Consider the following 15,006-nt stretch of genomic DNA (forward strand, 5'->3'; position numbering starts at 1 on the left):
TTCTCCCGGCATGCCGGGATCGGTAGTTAAAATGATTGTCTGAAGAGCGCGTAAATATAAACTTTAATATACTGTTTAAATACGCGTTTTTCGTCTATGTTTATCCTGTCTATTGCCCTGTTCTAGGGGCGTTGGTACAGTTGACGTTGTAATGAAATATCACTAACAGGACAGATTGTTTCCATGTTCAAAAAGCTTCGCGGTATGTTTTCCAATGATTTATCTATCGATTTGGGAACGGCTAATACGCTGATCTACGTTAAAGATCAGGGAATTGTATTGAATGAGCCATCAGTTGTGGCTATTCGTCAAGAACGGGCCGGTGGCCCTAAAAGTGTTGCTGCAGTTGGTCATGAGGCCAAACAAATGTTGGGACGAACCCCCGGCAACATTAAAGCGATTCGTCCCATGAAAGACGGTGTTATCGCTGACTTCCATGTGACAGAGAAAATGTTACAGCACTTTATCAAGCAAGTGCATGATAATAATTTTTTGCGTCCCAGTCCTCGTGTATTGGTGTGTGTCCCTTGTGGTTCAACGCAAGTGGAGCGTCGTGCCATTCGGGAATCTGCATTAGGTGCGGGAGCGCGCGAAGTTTATCTAATTGATGAACCCATGGCTGCGGCTATCGGCTCCGGTTTACCGGTCTCCGAAGCAACAGGCTCGATGGTGGTGGATATTGGTGGTGGTACGACCGAAGTCGCGATTATCTCATTGAATGGGGTTGTATATTCTTCATCAGTGCGGATTGGTGGGGATAAATTTGATGAAGCGATTATCAACTATATTCGTCGTAATTTTGGTTCATTGATTGGTGAAGCCACTGCTGAGCGGATTAAACATGAAATTGGTGCCGCCTACCCTGGTGAAGAAGTCATGGAAATCGAAGTGCGCGGCCGTAACTTGGCCGAAGGCGTACCCAGAGGTTTTACCCTCAATAGCAATGAAATCCTGGAAGCCTTGCAAGAACCATTGACCGGAATCGTGTCTGCGGTGATGGTGGCGCTGGAGCAATCTCCTCCCGAACTGGCGTCGGATATTTCCGAACGCGGTATGGTGTTAACCGGTGGTGGTGCATTGCTTAAAGATTTAGATCGTTTATTAATGGAAGAAACCGGAATTCCGGTTGTAGTTGCCGATGATCCACTAACATGTGTGGCTCGAGGCGGTGGTAAAGCACTTGAAATGATTGATCTACATGGCGGTGATCTGTTCAGTTACGAATAAGTTTACAGGGCGGCTATGGTCGCCAGAAAGTCACAACCAAAAATACGTCACACTGACTGCGGTGAGTGTGACGAAAATGAAGATGTAACACCCGATGAATAGCCTTTTTGCTCGCGGTCCTTCCTTACAAAGCAGACTCTATCTTGCTCTTATCATGTCGATTGTATTGATGGCGGTAGACTTGCGTCTGGACGGGTTTAGTTCGGTCAGAATGTATCTTAGCTCGCTGGTTAGTCCTCTGCAGTATATCGCTAATGTGCCCGGTGAATTATTAAACTGGACGTCACAACGTGTCACTTCCCAACAAAAACTGCTGGCAGAAAATAGCCGTTTAAAATCACAGCACATGCTAATGAGCGAAGCGCTGCAACGTTTCAATTTACTTGAAGACGAAAATGAACGTTTGCGAGCATTGTTAGGCTCTCCAGTACGTAAAGATGTCCGTAAAATGGTGGCTGAATTGATGGCGGTGGATAACGACCCCTTTAGTCACCAAATTGTCATTAACAAAGGGGCTATTGACGGTGTGTACGAAGGCCAGCCGGTGCTGGACGATAATGGTGTGGTGGGACAGGTATTACACGTGGCAAGCACCAATAGCCGTGTTTTACTGATTTCAGATTTTACACATGCGATTCCGGTTCGGGTAGCGCGTAACGACGTGCGGGCGATTGCTTCGGGCTCGGGGCAACTTAATGCGTTAATCCTTAATCATGTGCCACATAGCACTGACATTGTAGTGGGTGATTTATTATTTTCTTCTGGATTGGGGCATGTTTTTCCTGAAGGTTATCCAGTGGCCAAAGTCAGTAAAATTGACCATGACGAAAGCCAGCCATTTGCCACTATTATTGCCACACCTGTGGCTGAGTTGGATCGGATAAAATATTTGTTATTGCTCTGGCCAACGGATTCTCCCAGCGAGCCGGTCGTAAAAAAGGGAGAAAAGGATGAGCCTTAAGTTTAGAAACTATGCCATTTTTATGAGCATCATGGCCGCCTTAATGTTGCAAATTATGCCATTACCGATTCTGGTGGATAAGTTTCGTCCAGACTGGGTATTACTGGTGTTATCTTATTGGACGTTAGCTCTACCCACCCGGGTGAATGTTGGGATTGCCTTTTTGTATGGCCTGTTTATGGATATTTTGCTGGGTACAACCCTTGGTATCCATTGCTTTGCCATGAGTTTGGTTATCTTTATTCTGGCGGCTAATTATCAGCGTTTACGTAATTATTCGGTTTGGCAGCAAGCGTTAATTATGGGCGTAATGTCGTCGCTATTTCATTTAGTGGTATTCTGGCTACAACATTTGTTGACCGATATTTATTTCTTGTTTGATTATTTATGGCCTGTGGTTACCAGCATGTTTTTCTGGCCATGGGTATTTATGCTGTTGCGTAAAACCCGCCGTCAATTGAGTGTAGAATGATCCTGCTTGCGTCCCAGTCTCCACGCAGAGCTGAATTGCTTAAGCAGTTGGCGGTTAAGTTTGAATTAGTAGATGCTCAAATTGATGAGCAGCCTGTTAAAGGCGAAGATCCTCAAGATTACACGCTTAGAATGGCCGTTGGTAAAGCGCAAAAAGGTCAGCTAAACCAATCTCAATTAAGTACTGAACAATCCTCAATAACTAAACCGGTGTTGGGGGCAGATACCTGCGTGGTGGTAGATCAAGCTATTTTGGGTAAGCCTCAGGATAGAGAAGATGCTATGCGCATGCTTAAGCTGTTATCAGGCCGCGAGCATAAAGTTCTGACGGCGGTTGCATTGTTTGCACACAATGGCTTAACAAGCGCTTTAGTGGAAACACAGGTGCGTTTTAAAACCTTGTCACAGCAAGAAATGGATTGGTATTGGGATAGCCAGGAACCGCGCGATAAAGCGGGTAGTTACGCCATTCAGGGATTAGCCGGTCAATTTGTTACTCATATCGCGGGCAGTTATAGCGCTGTAGTTGGACTACCGTTGTATGAGACGGCTGAATTATTAAGCGCAGCGGGAGTTAAGTGTTATGAGTGCTGAATTAATTATTAATGTCACCCCCTCAGAATCTCGCGTCGCCTTGATTGAAAACGGTATTTTGCAAGAGATTCATGTCGAGAGGCATACCAAACGAGGTTTGGTGGGCAATATTTACTTGGGTAAAGTCAGTCGGGTATTGCCCGGAATGCAAGCGGCTTTCGTGGATATTGGTCTGGATAAAGCCGCGTTTTTACATGCCGCTGATATTGTAGTGCGCAGCGAACTGGCTGATGAAGTGGATAGTAGCCAGTTCCAGCAACCCGATATTAAAGAGTTGGTGCGTGATGGTCAGCAAATTGTGGTGCAAGTGATTAAGGATCCGATTGGTACCAAAGGTGCACGATTGACCACCGATATTACCATCCCTGCACGCTATTTAGTGTTTATGCCTGGTGTCGCTCATGTTGGAGTCTCACAGCGAATTGATGATGAAGCCGAACGGCTCCGACTCAAGAATATTGTCGAAAAATTTAATACCGAGGACGGTGGTTTTATTTTACGTACCGCCGCCGAAGGTGTTGGGGAAGCCGAGTTAAAGCAGGATGCGGAATTTTTACGGCGTTTATGGAAAAAAATCCAGGAACGTAAAAAAAGTCGCAAGACAAACGTATTGCATGAAGACTTAACCCTGACCAGCCGTATTTTACGGGATTTTGTTGGCGCTCAGCTGGACAGGATTCGGGTTGATTCAAAACTGACCTTAGCCGAATTGCAAAAATTTACTAAAGACTATGTGCCAGAGCTGAGCAAGTTGTTGGAGCATTATCGTGGTGACCGTCCCATTTTCGATTTGTTTGATGTGGAAAATGAAGTGCAACGTGCATTAGAAAAGCGCGTCGATCTAAAATCAGGCGGTTATTTGATTATCGATCAAACCGAAGCCATGACCACTATTGATATTAATACCGGTGCGTCAGTGGGACATCGAAACCTGGAAGAAACTATTTTTAATACCAATAGTGAAGCCACTTTGGCCATCGCTCGCCAACTGCGTTTACGCAATTTAGGCGGGATTATTATTGTCGATTTCATCGATATGGTTGATGAAGATCACAAGCGCCGAGTATTGCATAGCTTCGAGTTGGCTTTATCTAAAGATCGCGCTAAAACCAATATCCATGGCTTTACCAGCTTGGGTTTAGTGGAGATGACGCGTAAAAGAACCCGAGAAAGTTTGGAACATATCCTCTGTGGTGGTTGTCCAGTATGTAAGGGCCGTGGTTTTGTTAAAACAGTAGAAACTGTTTGTTTTGAGATAATGCGTGAAATTGTAAGGGTTAATCGCGCATACGCTGCGGATAAATTTGTTGTCTATGCGTCCCCGGCGGTTGCTGATGCGTTGTTGGGCGATGAATCTCATATGCTGGCAGAGCTTGAAGTGTTTGTTAGCAAACAAATTAAAGTGCATGCCGAGTTACTTTATAGTCAGGAGAATTACGACGTGGTGATGATGTGAAGCCAGTAGGCTTTTATGTCGGCTATTTGTTAAGAAAATTATGGATGATCAGCGCCGTGCTGATCGTCATTTTAGCTGTGTCTATTAGTCTGCTACGTTATTCACTCCCTTATCTTGAAGGACAAAAACACACCATAGCTGACTGGATCTCTACCCAATACGGTACTGAGGTTAAAATCGGTCATATTGATGCTGGCTGGCGCGGTGTCGGACCGGTTTTGGAAATTAATAATATTCAGCTAATCAATGGAGAAAAGTCCCCAATCCACCTGACTATCGATAAAACCCAGATCGATGTGGACTTTTGGGCCAGTGTTCGCGCTCGTCAACTCGTATCCAAACGTTTTAATTTGATTGGTTTAAATATGGTCATCGATGCCAATCAAACGTCCACGGATAGTACCGACTTTCCTATAGTCACAGCGTTGCGCAATCTGTTCTTGGAACAATTACAGCGTTTTTCTGTAATTGACAGTAGTTTAACGATTATTAATCAACAGGATAGTCAGGAAATTTCCATTCAACGCTTGGGCTGGATTAACCAAGGTGAGCGTCACCAAGGCGTTGGACAAATGAAAGTCGCCGATTTAACCAGTAATTCGGCCAGTTTTGTGTTGGATCTGTTCGGTAAAAACAGTGAATTAAATGGCACTTTTTATGCGGATGCGCAAGATCTGGATTTATCACCATGGATCAAGCAAGTGGTGCCCGGTGATACCCCTTTTAAACAAAATCGGGTCAATTTTAAATTATGGGCCGACATTCAGAATTCCAAAGTCGTCGATGTACTCGGTCAATTAGGCGATAGCCAGTTTGGCTGGGATGACCAACAACAGACTTCAATTAATTTACAAGGGGGCTATTTAACCGCCCGAGCTCATACTGATGGCTGGTTAATTAATCTTAATGACCTGCAGTTTTCGACTAGTGCACGTAGCGGTGACAATACCCATGCCATACTCTCTGCTACCGGTTATCTGGATGAAAATCGCAATTTAACCTTGAATTTGCACGATATTCCGATCGCACCTTTCTCACCAGCAGTGGCAGTATTAACGGATAGCGGTATCGCCAGCGCTTTGCAACATTTGTCTCCTCAAGGCGTTGTGACACAAGCGGCACTATATGTGGATGAGCAGGGGGTAAAAGCCAAGCTGGATTTAGCCCAGATTACGACGCAGGAGTGGGGAAATATCCCGGGATTGCAAGATATACAACTCGGGTTTAACTGGCAGTATCACCAAGGGCAATTGGTTATTCATGGTCAGGATGGTCAACTTGAATCGACCCAGTTACTGGGACACCCTCAAGCTTACCAACAATTCACCGCACAAGCGTTTATAAATAGTTCAGAACAAGGCATTGAACTGGATGCCCCTGAAATAACTTTTGCCAGTTCATCGCTTAATTTCAATCTTAGCTTTGCCTACCAAAGTAAGGATGACTGGTTATCAATTAGCTCCCATATTGCACCAATGCCAGTCTCTGAGGTGAGACAGTTATTCCCGGAATCGTTGATGGGGGAAAATACCTATCGTTATCTGAATCAAGCCTTAGTCAGTGGAACAATGCAGGGCGCGGATATTATCTGGAATGGCTCAACCAGCGATTATCCTTTTGAGCATCAGCAAGGTATTTTTCAAGCTAATGTCGATATCGATGGGGCGGAATTTGACTTTGATAGCGACTGGCCAAATCTGCAGCAATTACAGTTAAATTTATTGTTTGAAAACCAAGGCTTGTGGATGTCCAGCCAGCAAGGACGTCTAATGGATGTGCCGATGCAGTCATTAGCTGCGGATATTCCGGTGTTGGCTGCAGATGGATTGTTGAGTATCGATATTGCCACTCAAGCTGCCGCGGAACAAGTCAGCGCCATGATGTTAAAAGGCGGTCTGGCCGATAGCGTGGGCAAGGCACTACAGGAAATTCAGCTATCCGGACCGTTACAAACTACTATTCATTTACATATTCCCTTTACTGATGAAGAAGTGGTCGCTAGCGGCAAAGTGGATTTAGTGAATACCCCGGTGTATTTCGATAGTCTGGATTTGGCTTTTGATAAACTGAACGGTCAGATACGTTTTGAGAACGCTCATATTCAGGCGACGGGGATCCGCGCCACATTAGCCGGACAGGACATTTTATTGGATCTGGACGGACAGGATCTGGCAGATGGTTATTTGACTAATGTAGCAATGACGGGGCATTGGGATAGTGATGCATTGTTAACTGAGTTTTATCCGGGGCTGGCCAACTATATTAATGGCATTGCTGATTGGCAGGCGACACTGGCTTTGACAATACCGGAACAAGGTTTTGACTATCACTTTCAGCTCGATTCTGAATTACCCAATCTGGCATCGACGTTACCTGCTCCCTTTGGTAAACAGGCAACCCAAAAGTTACCCTTTAGTCTGACAGTTGAAGGTGATCAACTGGCTTCTACGGTCAACGCCACGCTTGGTAAACAAGTGCATTTTGACGGCATTTTACCTCATCAGGAAAAACGTTTTTCCCGCGCCCATTTGGCCATTGGCACTCAACCGGTTATGACTATGGGTGTTGGTTTCAGTATCTCAGCCGATTTGCCCAGTATTGATTTTGATCACTGGTATGCCGCATTGCATAGCCTGATTAACCAGGCTCCCACGCTCACTGGTAAGCCAGTATTAGGCCAGCCGGAGCGTATTTTTATTAATACCGGGGAGCTTGTCGCATTAGGGCAACAATTCCATAAAGTGGCTGCGACGGTAAAACTTCAGAATGAAGATTGGCTGATTGATGTCATGGCTCATGAGCTGAAAATGGATATTACCCTTAATCATGACTGGTTAGGCAAAGGGGTAGATATTGACGCTGATTATATTAATTTGGTCGACTGGAAAGAAATAAAAACACAGGGAACGAATACCTTTAGTCAGCCCGATCTTAGCCAGTTTCCACCATTACGTTTCCGATGTCAGCGTTGTCGCTATCAGCAATATGATTTGGGTAAGGTCGACTTATCTCTTTCACGTATCTCTAACGGGGTGCAAATTGATCAGTTAAGTTTGCATAAAGATGATTCCCGTCTGCAAGCCACAGGCAAATGGTATAATGCGCAAGGCAACCAAATTACGGCACTATCGGGCGATTTCAATAGTGAGGATTTTGGTGATTTGCTCAAGGATTATGAACTCAATTCGGGGATCCGTGACTCAGATGCCAATATCAAGTTTGATTTGAGCTGGCAAGGTGCACCTCAGCAATTCAATTATGCCAGCTTAAATGGCAAAGTGGACTGGCGATTGGGAGATGGTTATCTAACCGAGGTGAGTGATAAAGGGGCGCGAATATTTTCGATACTGAGTCTGGATTCCCTGCTGCGTAAATTGCGACTGGATTTTAGAGATGTATTCACCAAAGGTTTTTTCTACGACAAAATGACCGGCACTTTTTTGGTTAATAATGGCCGGGTGAATACTAACGACTCGAATATTGATGGTGCTGCGGGCGAGATGCAGCTTAAAGGCTATACCGATTTACCCACTAAACAGTTAAATTATCGGATTGCATTTACCCCTAAAATTACTTCTAGTTTACCAGTCATTGTGGCATGGATGGTCAATCCGGCAACGGCCATTGCCGCCCTGGCATTGGATGAAATGATTTCTTCGGCCAAAGTGGTGTCGAGTATTGATTTTTCATTGACCGGTACTCTAGATGAGCCGCAACTTAAGGAACTTGGCCGGGATAGCCGTGAAATTATGCTACCCGCCAAGAATACACTGCCTGACAAAGGTGAAGAGCCAGAATTGATTTTACCTGCGCCAATACCGGACTCTATTGATAACGATAAAGGGGTGGGTTAATGGTTGCTGTGGCCGCATTACAAATGAATTCCACTATCAACGTTGAAGAAAACCTTGCCACAGTGGAAAAATACTTAAGCCAGTTAGAATTAACCGAGCCATTATTATTGGTGTTACCAGAGTGTTTTGTCTGTTTTGGTGGTTCCGATAAATCCCTGCTGAATATTGCAGAACCTTTACATCAGGGGCCAATTCAACAGCAAATATCACGGTTGGCAAAACAGTACGGCGTTTGGATTGTGGCCGGAACCATGCCGTTAAACACAGAAAATGCGGATAAATATAGTGCGTCAACACTGATTTTTGATGATCAAGGGCAATTTGTCAGTGAGTATCAGAAAATCCACTTATTTGATGTTGAAGTCAATGACAACACGCGCAGTTACCATGAGTCCAAATATACTCAAGCTGGGCACAATGTGGTGGTATTTGATTCGCCTTTTGGCCGAGTTGGTGTGGCGGTCTGTTTTGACTTGCGTTTTCCAAACTTATTCCAGGCCATGGGCAAGGTTGATGTAGTGGTATTGCCTAGTGCCTTTACACATGTGACAGGCGCGGCACACTGGCATGCATTATTAAAAGCACGCAGTATTGAGTTACAGAGCTATATGGTGGCGGCCAATCAAACGGGTACTCATGCCAATGGCCGCCAAACTTACGGTCATTCACAAATTCTTTCCCCTTGGGGAGAGTTATTAGCCGAAAAAACAGAGGGCGAAGGGCTGGTGATCAGTTCAATCGACTTGGATTATATTAAAAATATTCGGGCCAAGATGCCGCTTAATCCCGGACAGTTTGATTCCCTCTAGTCTATACATGTTATCCCTATTTAAGGAGTAATGCCGTTGAACTCGGTAGAAACCAATTTATTAACCCAAGCAGAATTGCAACGCAGTGATTTGGAACAGGCATTGGGACTGATTTATCAGCATGATACTGATTTTGCCGACTTGTATTTTCAGTCTGGTCAGCATGAAACTTGGGTGCTGGAAGATGGCATTATCAAAGATGGCAGTTTTAATATTGAACGTGGTGTCGGGGTTCGTGCCGTTAGTGGTGAAAAAACCGGTTTTGCTTATTCCGATCAAATTTCGCCACTCGCATTAAATGATGCCGCAAAGGCCGCACGCAGTATTGCCGCCAGTGGAGGTAACCATTCAGTACAAGCATTTAAAGCCCAGTCAAATAAGCCCCTGTACGATAGCAACAATCCATTACTGGGTTTAACCGAGCAGGAGAAAATTGGCTTGCTACAATCGGTTGATCGTTATATCCGTGAACAGGAAGTAGGGATCTCGCAGGTGATTGTTAGCCTGAGCGGGGTCTATGAAGAAATTTTAGTAGCCGGCACGGATGGTACCTTTGCCACTGATATACGCCCGTTAATTCGCTTAAATTGTTCCATTCTGATTGAACGTAATGGCCGACGTGAGCGGGGCAGTTCGGGTATGGGTGGACGTTTTGGTTATGGCTATTTTTATGAACTGGATGAAGGGGTACCTCGTTTTCAACAACTAGCCGATGAAGCCTTGCACATGGCCAGAATAAATCTTGAAGCCATCGATGCACCTGCCGGCTTGATGCCTGTGGTATTAGGCAATGGTTGGCCGGGAGTGTTGCTACATGAAGCGGTTGGACATGGCCTGGAAGGCGATTTTAATCGTAAGGGTGCCTCTAATTTTAGTGGTCGTATAGGACAACAGGTAGCCGCTAAAGGTTGTACCGTGGTAGATGATGGAACCTTAGTTAATCGCCGTGGTTCGTTAACCGTGGATGATGAAGGTACACCTAGCCAATACAATGTATTGATTGAAGATGGCATTTTAAAAAATTACATGCAGGACAAACTCAATGCGCGCCTGATGTCGGTTCCTCCCACGGGTAATGGCCGACGTGAATCTTATGCTCATTTACCTATGCCACGTATGACCAACACATATATGTTGGGTGGAGACTATGAGCGGGACGAGATTATCGCAACGATTAAAAAAGGTATTTACGCGCCTAATTTTGGTGGTGGTCAGGTGGATATCACCTCAGGTAAATTTGTTTTTTCTACTTCGGAAGCCTATTTAATAGAAAACGGCAAGATTACCACACCAGTTAAAGGTGCCACTTTAATTGGTAATGGCCCACAGGCGATGCAAAAAATATCCATGATTGGTAATGATGTCGCGTTGGACAAAGGCGTTGGTGTGTGCGGTAAGGATGGCCAAAGCGTTCCCGTTGGTGTCGGTCAGCCCAGTCTAAAAATTGACGAACTTACCGTAGGTGGAACGGCTTAACAGTTCTTGGGAATTATCTGTGTATCCCCGCTGGTTGTTAGCGGGGATGCAATCTTTGGGCAGGTGGCTTAAAGGTCGCCACATGACGCTATTTTCTTAACTCTTCACATTTTCCTTAAGATACTGAAAAATCTCTCGTGCCGCTTTAGGGGGCTTGTTTTCTTTTTGTTGCTTAGCGGCCTGGCGGATTAAACTGCGCAGCTTTTGTCGGTCTAAATGGGGTTGTTCAATCAGTAAATCATTCACGGCATGATCACCACCCCGTAACAATTTATCTCGCCATGTTTCTAACTGATGAAACTTCTTATTGTTTTCTTGATGATTATTTTCAATCTTGGCTAAAGCCAATTGGATTGGGGCGACATCGCGACTGCGCATTAACTTGCCGATAAATTGCAATTGACGTCGCCAGCCTTCCTTGGTGCCGCTGATCCGTTTGGCTAGCATAATTGCATCGAGCAATTCGGCATCCAGCTCGAGCTTTTTTAAGACTCCCGGTGTTAGGGTAACTAGCTTTTCGCCAATTTTCTGTACTTCAACCATCTCGGCCTTGAGCTGAGTTTTACTTTTAAACTCGTCTTGCGAGTCTATATCTTCAAAATTGTTGTCCATCATCCGACTTTTTTTAGTGGTACACTAACGGCAATTGTAACTCTTATTTACTATCCTTGGCGAATTCATGAATGCCCCACAAAAATTAACTGAAATTCAAAGCATTATTGATGATGCACTAAGTTTGGCCAAACAGCTTGGAGCCAGTCAAGCAGAAGCCAGTATGACCAATGTACAAGGCATTGCGGTCAGCACTCGTCTTAAAGAAGTTGAGACCCTGGAATACACTAATGATGGTGCGTTAGGTATTACGGTGTATAACGGCCAGCGTAAAGGCAGTGCCTCAACCGCTGATTTGAGCCCCGCTGCGTTAAAAAGTACCGTGACCAAAGCGGTGGAAATCGCTCGCTTCACTGGTGAAGATCCCTGCTCCGGATTAGCCGAACGAGAACTGATGGAATTTAATCCGCAAGATCTGCAGCTTTATTATCCGACTGAGCTTGATCCTGAACGGGCAATGACAATGGCAATCGAAGCAGAAACCGCTGCGCTGGATGCGGATCCCCGTATCGTAAACTCCGATGGCGCATCATATAACGCCAATCTTGGGGTGAAAGTGTATGGCAATAGTCATGGTCTGAATGTTGGCTTTCCTAGCAGCCGCTATAGCTTAAGTTGTGTTGTTATCGGTCAGCAAGGCGAGGATATGCAACGTGATTATAGCTATACCGTTGCTCGACAAGCTGACCTGCTTGCCAGTCCACAACAGATAGGTAAGGAAGCGGCAGAGTTCACCTTATCGCGCTTGGGTGCACAAAAACTTTCGACTCGTAAAAGCCCGGTATTGTTTCATCGCGAGATTTCCGCTGGCCTGTTTGGTCATTTTGTTAGCGCGATTAGTGGCGGCAGTCTTTATCGTCAATCCAGTTTTTTACTCGACCATCTGGGCAAGCAGGTGTTGCCAAGCTGGTGTGATATTGCTGAGCGTCCACATTTAATAGGTGGATTAGCCAGCTCGGCTTTTGATAGTGAAGGGGTTAAAACCAATGATATGGATATTATTGGTCAAGGTGTGTTGCAACATTATTTGCTGACCAGTTACTCGGCTCGTAAATTGGGCATGGTCACCAATGGCCATGCCGGTGGGATCCATAACTGGCTGGTCAGCCATAGTGGTCTGGATTTTGAGCAAATGCTGGCGAAGATGGGAACCGGATTATTGGTGACTGAATTAATGGGCCAAGGCGTAAATATTGTCACTGGCGATTATTCGCGCGGTGCCGCAGGCTTTTGGGTTGAAAATGGTAAAATCCAGTATCCGGTGGCAGAAATTACTATCGCTGCAAATTTAAAAGAAATGTTAGCCAATATTGTTGCCATTGGCAGCGATACCGATGTTCGTGGCAGTATCCAGTGCGGTTCGGTATTGGTGGAACAAATGCAGATAGCCGGTGCCTGATAAGCACCCTCGGACAGAAGATGTCATATTCTTGTCATCTTACTTACATAAACTTGGTGGCCTTGCACAACACCCGTAAAGCCGGTCAGAACATCAATTAATCTAGTTAATCGATGTATTGATAGGTTGGGGTAGCCAGATGTATAGGCCATCATGAAAATATCTACTTTTGCCCGTGGTACCCTGATTACCTTGCTCAGCACTACGGTTATTCTTACTTCGGTTATCTATTGGGCAGCCAGCTCCGTGACCTTAACCCAACAAAAAATTGAACAATATCAGCAGGTGCGTTATTTGCTAACAGTATCTTTCCCACGTTTGATCGAAGTGTATTTAGGTAACGGGAATACGGTAACGTTAACGGAAGCGGAACAGTTGCTGGTCGAACAGGTAGAACCTATTTTGGCTGAGTTTGACCCCACTATTGTTGGAGATATTAATCAGCAGATAGCGCAACTAAAACAAAACTTGCAGGTTCGCTATCGCGCATTAGGTAAAATGAGCGGTAATCAACAGATGTTGTTGCTTAATGCTGAAAATGAAATGGCCAGTTATGCTCAGAGCTTGACCGAATATGCAATACAGGGATTAGTTAATTATCCGGATGTGGCGATTAAACAGATTAATAGTGCCCAAGTGTTATCTGCCAATATCTTGCGCTTAGCTCATTTTCGAGAGGATTATATCGGATTAGGTGAAAGTCATACGCTAGAAGCATTATTACAGCAAAATGAACAGATGCAGCAAGAAATTAAACTGGTCGAGCAGCGACGGTTATTGGATATCTTCGGCGAACCTGCACCGCAGGATGAATTTACTTTAGGAGAAGTGGAAAACGACGATCTGGGTGAAGAAATTATTGCTGAGTTAGCCAGTTTGATTCGGCGTTATCCTAAAGAGCTGGACAATACAGTGACATTAATGACTGAGCGCAATGCCATTATTAGTGAACTGCGCAGCGATATAAACAATCTGACGATTAATCTGGAACAAGCGGAGAGCCGGATTAAAGCGCTACAACAAGCCAATAATCAGTCGGTTAGCCTTGTTATGCTGGGTGTTATCTTATTTTTATTCGTCATCACCATTGCTATTTACATCGGTCAACGACTACAAATATTGAAACCGGTAAACCAATTGGCAAGTAGTTTTAAAAATCTGGTTGAATCCGGTGAATTTAGACCATTGAGTAATACGGGCAGAAAAAACGAAATGGCTAAAATTGCGATTTATTTCAACCGATTGTTGGACAGTTTGGCACAACAAAATCAGGATAGGGAACAGCAGTTACATATTGTTTCTTCAGCTTTGAATGTGATGGAGCAGCAAGTGATAGGCATCAGCGATAGTGTTCATGTTACCCAGTCTGATGTTGTCCAAGCCAAGGATCGGTTGCGTCAGTTATCCACTATGATTGAACAGTTAAATTCCTTGTCTACAGATGTACAAAATAACGCCCAACAAACCGAGCAGGCAATGATTCACAGTAAACAAAATGTCGCCAAACTGATTGATGCCAATGAGAAAACCGCAGTTAGAGTTGAAAGTAGTCTTGATTCTTTATCGCAACTAACTCACTCGGTATCTCAAGTGGATAGTATTCTGGGCGTGATCCGTAATATTGCTGAACAAACCAATTTACTGGCGCTTAATGCCGCAATTGAGTCTGCCCGCGCCGGGGTTCATGGTCGTGGTTTTGCAGTGGTTGCTGATGAAGTCAGGGCGCTATCCATTCGTACTCAGGATTCGTTACGTGACGTCACCGACATTTTAAGCGAACTGACTATGTCTAATCAGGAATTGGCATCACATGTTGCCGGAATTCAGGATGCCAGTACGGAGCAACATACGGCCGCCACGCAATTAATGTTTACTGCCGGTGAAGTGCAGTCGCAGGCTGAGGTGGTGTCGGCATTATCGATGAGTGTAAAAGAACAGGCAAATCATCAGGCGGTGTGTTGTCAGGAATTTGAGCGGCAAATGGATGGAGTGCAGCGACAAGTGAGTAGTGAAGGGGAATTAGCTGCACAGATTGTGATTGATGTTAAATTGCAGATTGAAGCGATTAACGACTCGTTAAACATTACCTCCGCGACTGAGCGTCGTGAAGTAAACCCTATTGTTACACACAAAAAAGCCGCCTAAAT

At 44.8% G+C, this 15,006-nt stretch carries 11 protein-coding genes; 10 read left to right on the plus strand and 1 reads right to left on the minus strand.

Translation table 11 applies throughout. The features are described from left to right. The first annotated feature begins 183 nt into the window (after positions 1 to 183). The 8 genes from ACTD55_RS12495 to tldD all read left to right on the plus strand — a co-directional run bounded on the left by ACTD55_RS12495 (position 184) and on the right by tldD (position 10,848). Positions 184 to 1,227 (plus strand): rod shape-determining protein, encoded by a 1,044-nt coding sequence (locus tag ACTD55_RS12495; protein WP_416307209.1) that lies wholly within the window; start codon positions 184 to 186, stop codon positions 1,225 to 1,227. 94 nt (positions 1,228 to 1,321) lie between these two features. Beyond that, complete coding sequence (gene mreC, locus ACTD55_RS12500) at positions 1,322 to 2,188, plus strand: rod shape-determining protein MreC (protein WP_438864669.1); 867 nt, start codon at positions 1,322 to 1,324, stop codon at positions 2,186 to 2,188. Then, a complete protein-coding gene (mreD, locus tag ACTD55_RS12505; RefSeq protein WP_438864670.1) occupies positions 2,178 to 2,660 on the plus strand; it encodes a rod shape-determining protein MreD in 483 nt (160 codons plus the stop codon). The genes mreC and mreD overlap by 11 nt, the downstream gene beginning before the upstream one ends. Then, positions 2,657 to 3,253, plus strand: coding sequence for a Maf family protein (locus tag ACTD55_RS12510; RefSeq protein WP_438864671.1), 597 nt, complete (start codon positions 2,657 to 2,659; stop codon positions 3,251 to 3,253). The genes mreD and ACTD55_RS12510 overlap by 4 nt, the downstream gene beginning before the upstream one ends. After that, positions 3,243 to 4,709, plus strand: a complete 1,467-nt coding sequence (gene rng, locus ACTD55_RS12515; RefSeq protein WP_438864672.1) for a ribonuclease G — start codon at positions 3,243 to 3,245, stop codon at positions 4,707 to 4,709. The genes ACTD55_RS12510 and rng overlap by 11 nt, the downstream gene beginning before the upstream one ends. Continuing rightward, on the plus strand, positions 4,706 to 8,563 hold the full coding sequence (locus ACTD55_RS12520; protein ID WP_438864673.1) for a YhdP family protein: 3,858 nt from the start codon (positions 4,706 to 4,708) through the stop codon (positions 8,561 to 8,563). Before rng ends, ACTD55_RS12520 begins: the two co-directional genes overlap by 4 nt. Beyond that, positions 8,563 to 9,372, plus strand: coding sequence for a carbon-nitrogen hydrolase family protein (locus tag ACTD55_RS12525; protein ID WP_438864674.1), 810 nt, complete (start codon positions 8,563 to 8,565; stop codon positions 9,370 to 9,372). Before ACTD55_RS12520 ends, ACTD55_RS12525 begins: the two co-directional genes overlap by 1 nt. Before the next feature lie 30 nt (positions 9,373 to 9,402). After that, positions 9,403 to 10,848 carry a metalloprotease TldD gene (tldD, locus tag ACTD55_RS12530; RefSeq protein WP_438864675.1) on the plus strand — a complete coding sequence of 482 codons (1,446 nt, stop codon included), beginning with the start codon at positions 9,403 to 9,405 and terminating at the stop codon, positions 10,846 to 10,848. A gap of 96 nt (positions 10,849 to 10,944) precedes the next feature. On the opposite strand, the gene yjgA is transcribed toward tldD, so the two are convergent. After that, positions 10,945 to 11,463: a ribosome biogenesis factor YjgA gene (gene yjgA / locus ACTD55_RS12535; protein ID WP_438864676.1), complete on the minus strand. Its 519-nt coding sequence runs from the start codon at positions 11,461 to 11,463 to the stop codon at positions 10,945 to 10,947. 64 nt (positions 11,464 to 11,527) lie between these two features. Between yjgA and pmbA the strand changes: the two genes are divergently transcribed. Together pmbA and ACTD55_RS12545 are read left to right on the plus strand one after the other, a co-directional pair. Then, positions 11,528 to 12,859 (plus strand): metalloprotease PmbA, encoded by a 1,332-nt coding sequence (gene pmbA / locus ACTD55_RS12540; protein ID WP_438864677.1) that lies wholly within the window; start codon positions 11,528 to 11,530, stop codon positions 12,857 to 12,859. Between the two features lie 153 nt (positions 12,860 to 13,012). Next, the gene (locus ACTD55_RS12545) at positions 13,013 to 15,004 is read left to right on the plus strand and encodes a methyl-accepting chemotaxis protein (protein WP_438864678.1); all 1,992 of its coding nucleotides are present in this window, start codon (positions 13,013 to 13,015) and stop codon (positions 15,002 to 15,004) included. Positions 15,005 to 15,006: the final 2 nt, after the last annotated feature.

It is taken from the genome of Neptunicella sp. (assembly GCF_048268085.1).
Classification (GTDB): domain Bacteria; phylum Pseudomonadota; class Gammaproteobacteria; order Enterobacterales; family Alteromonadaceae; genus Neptunicella.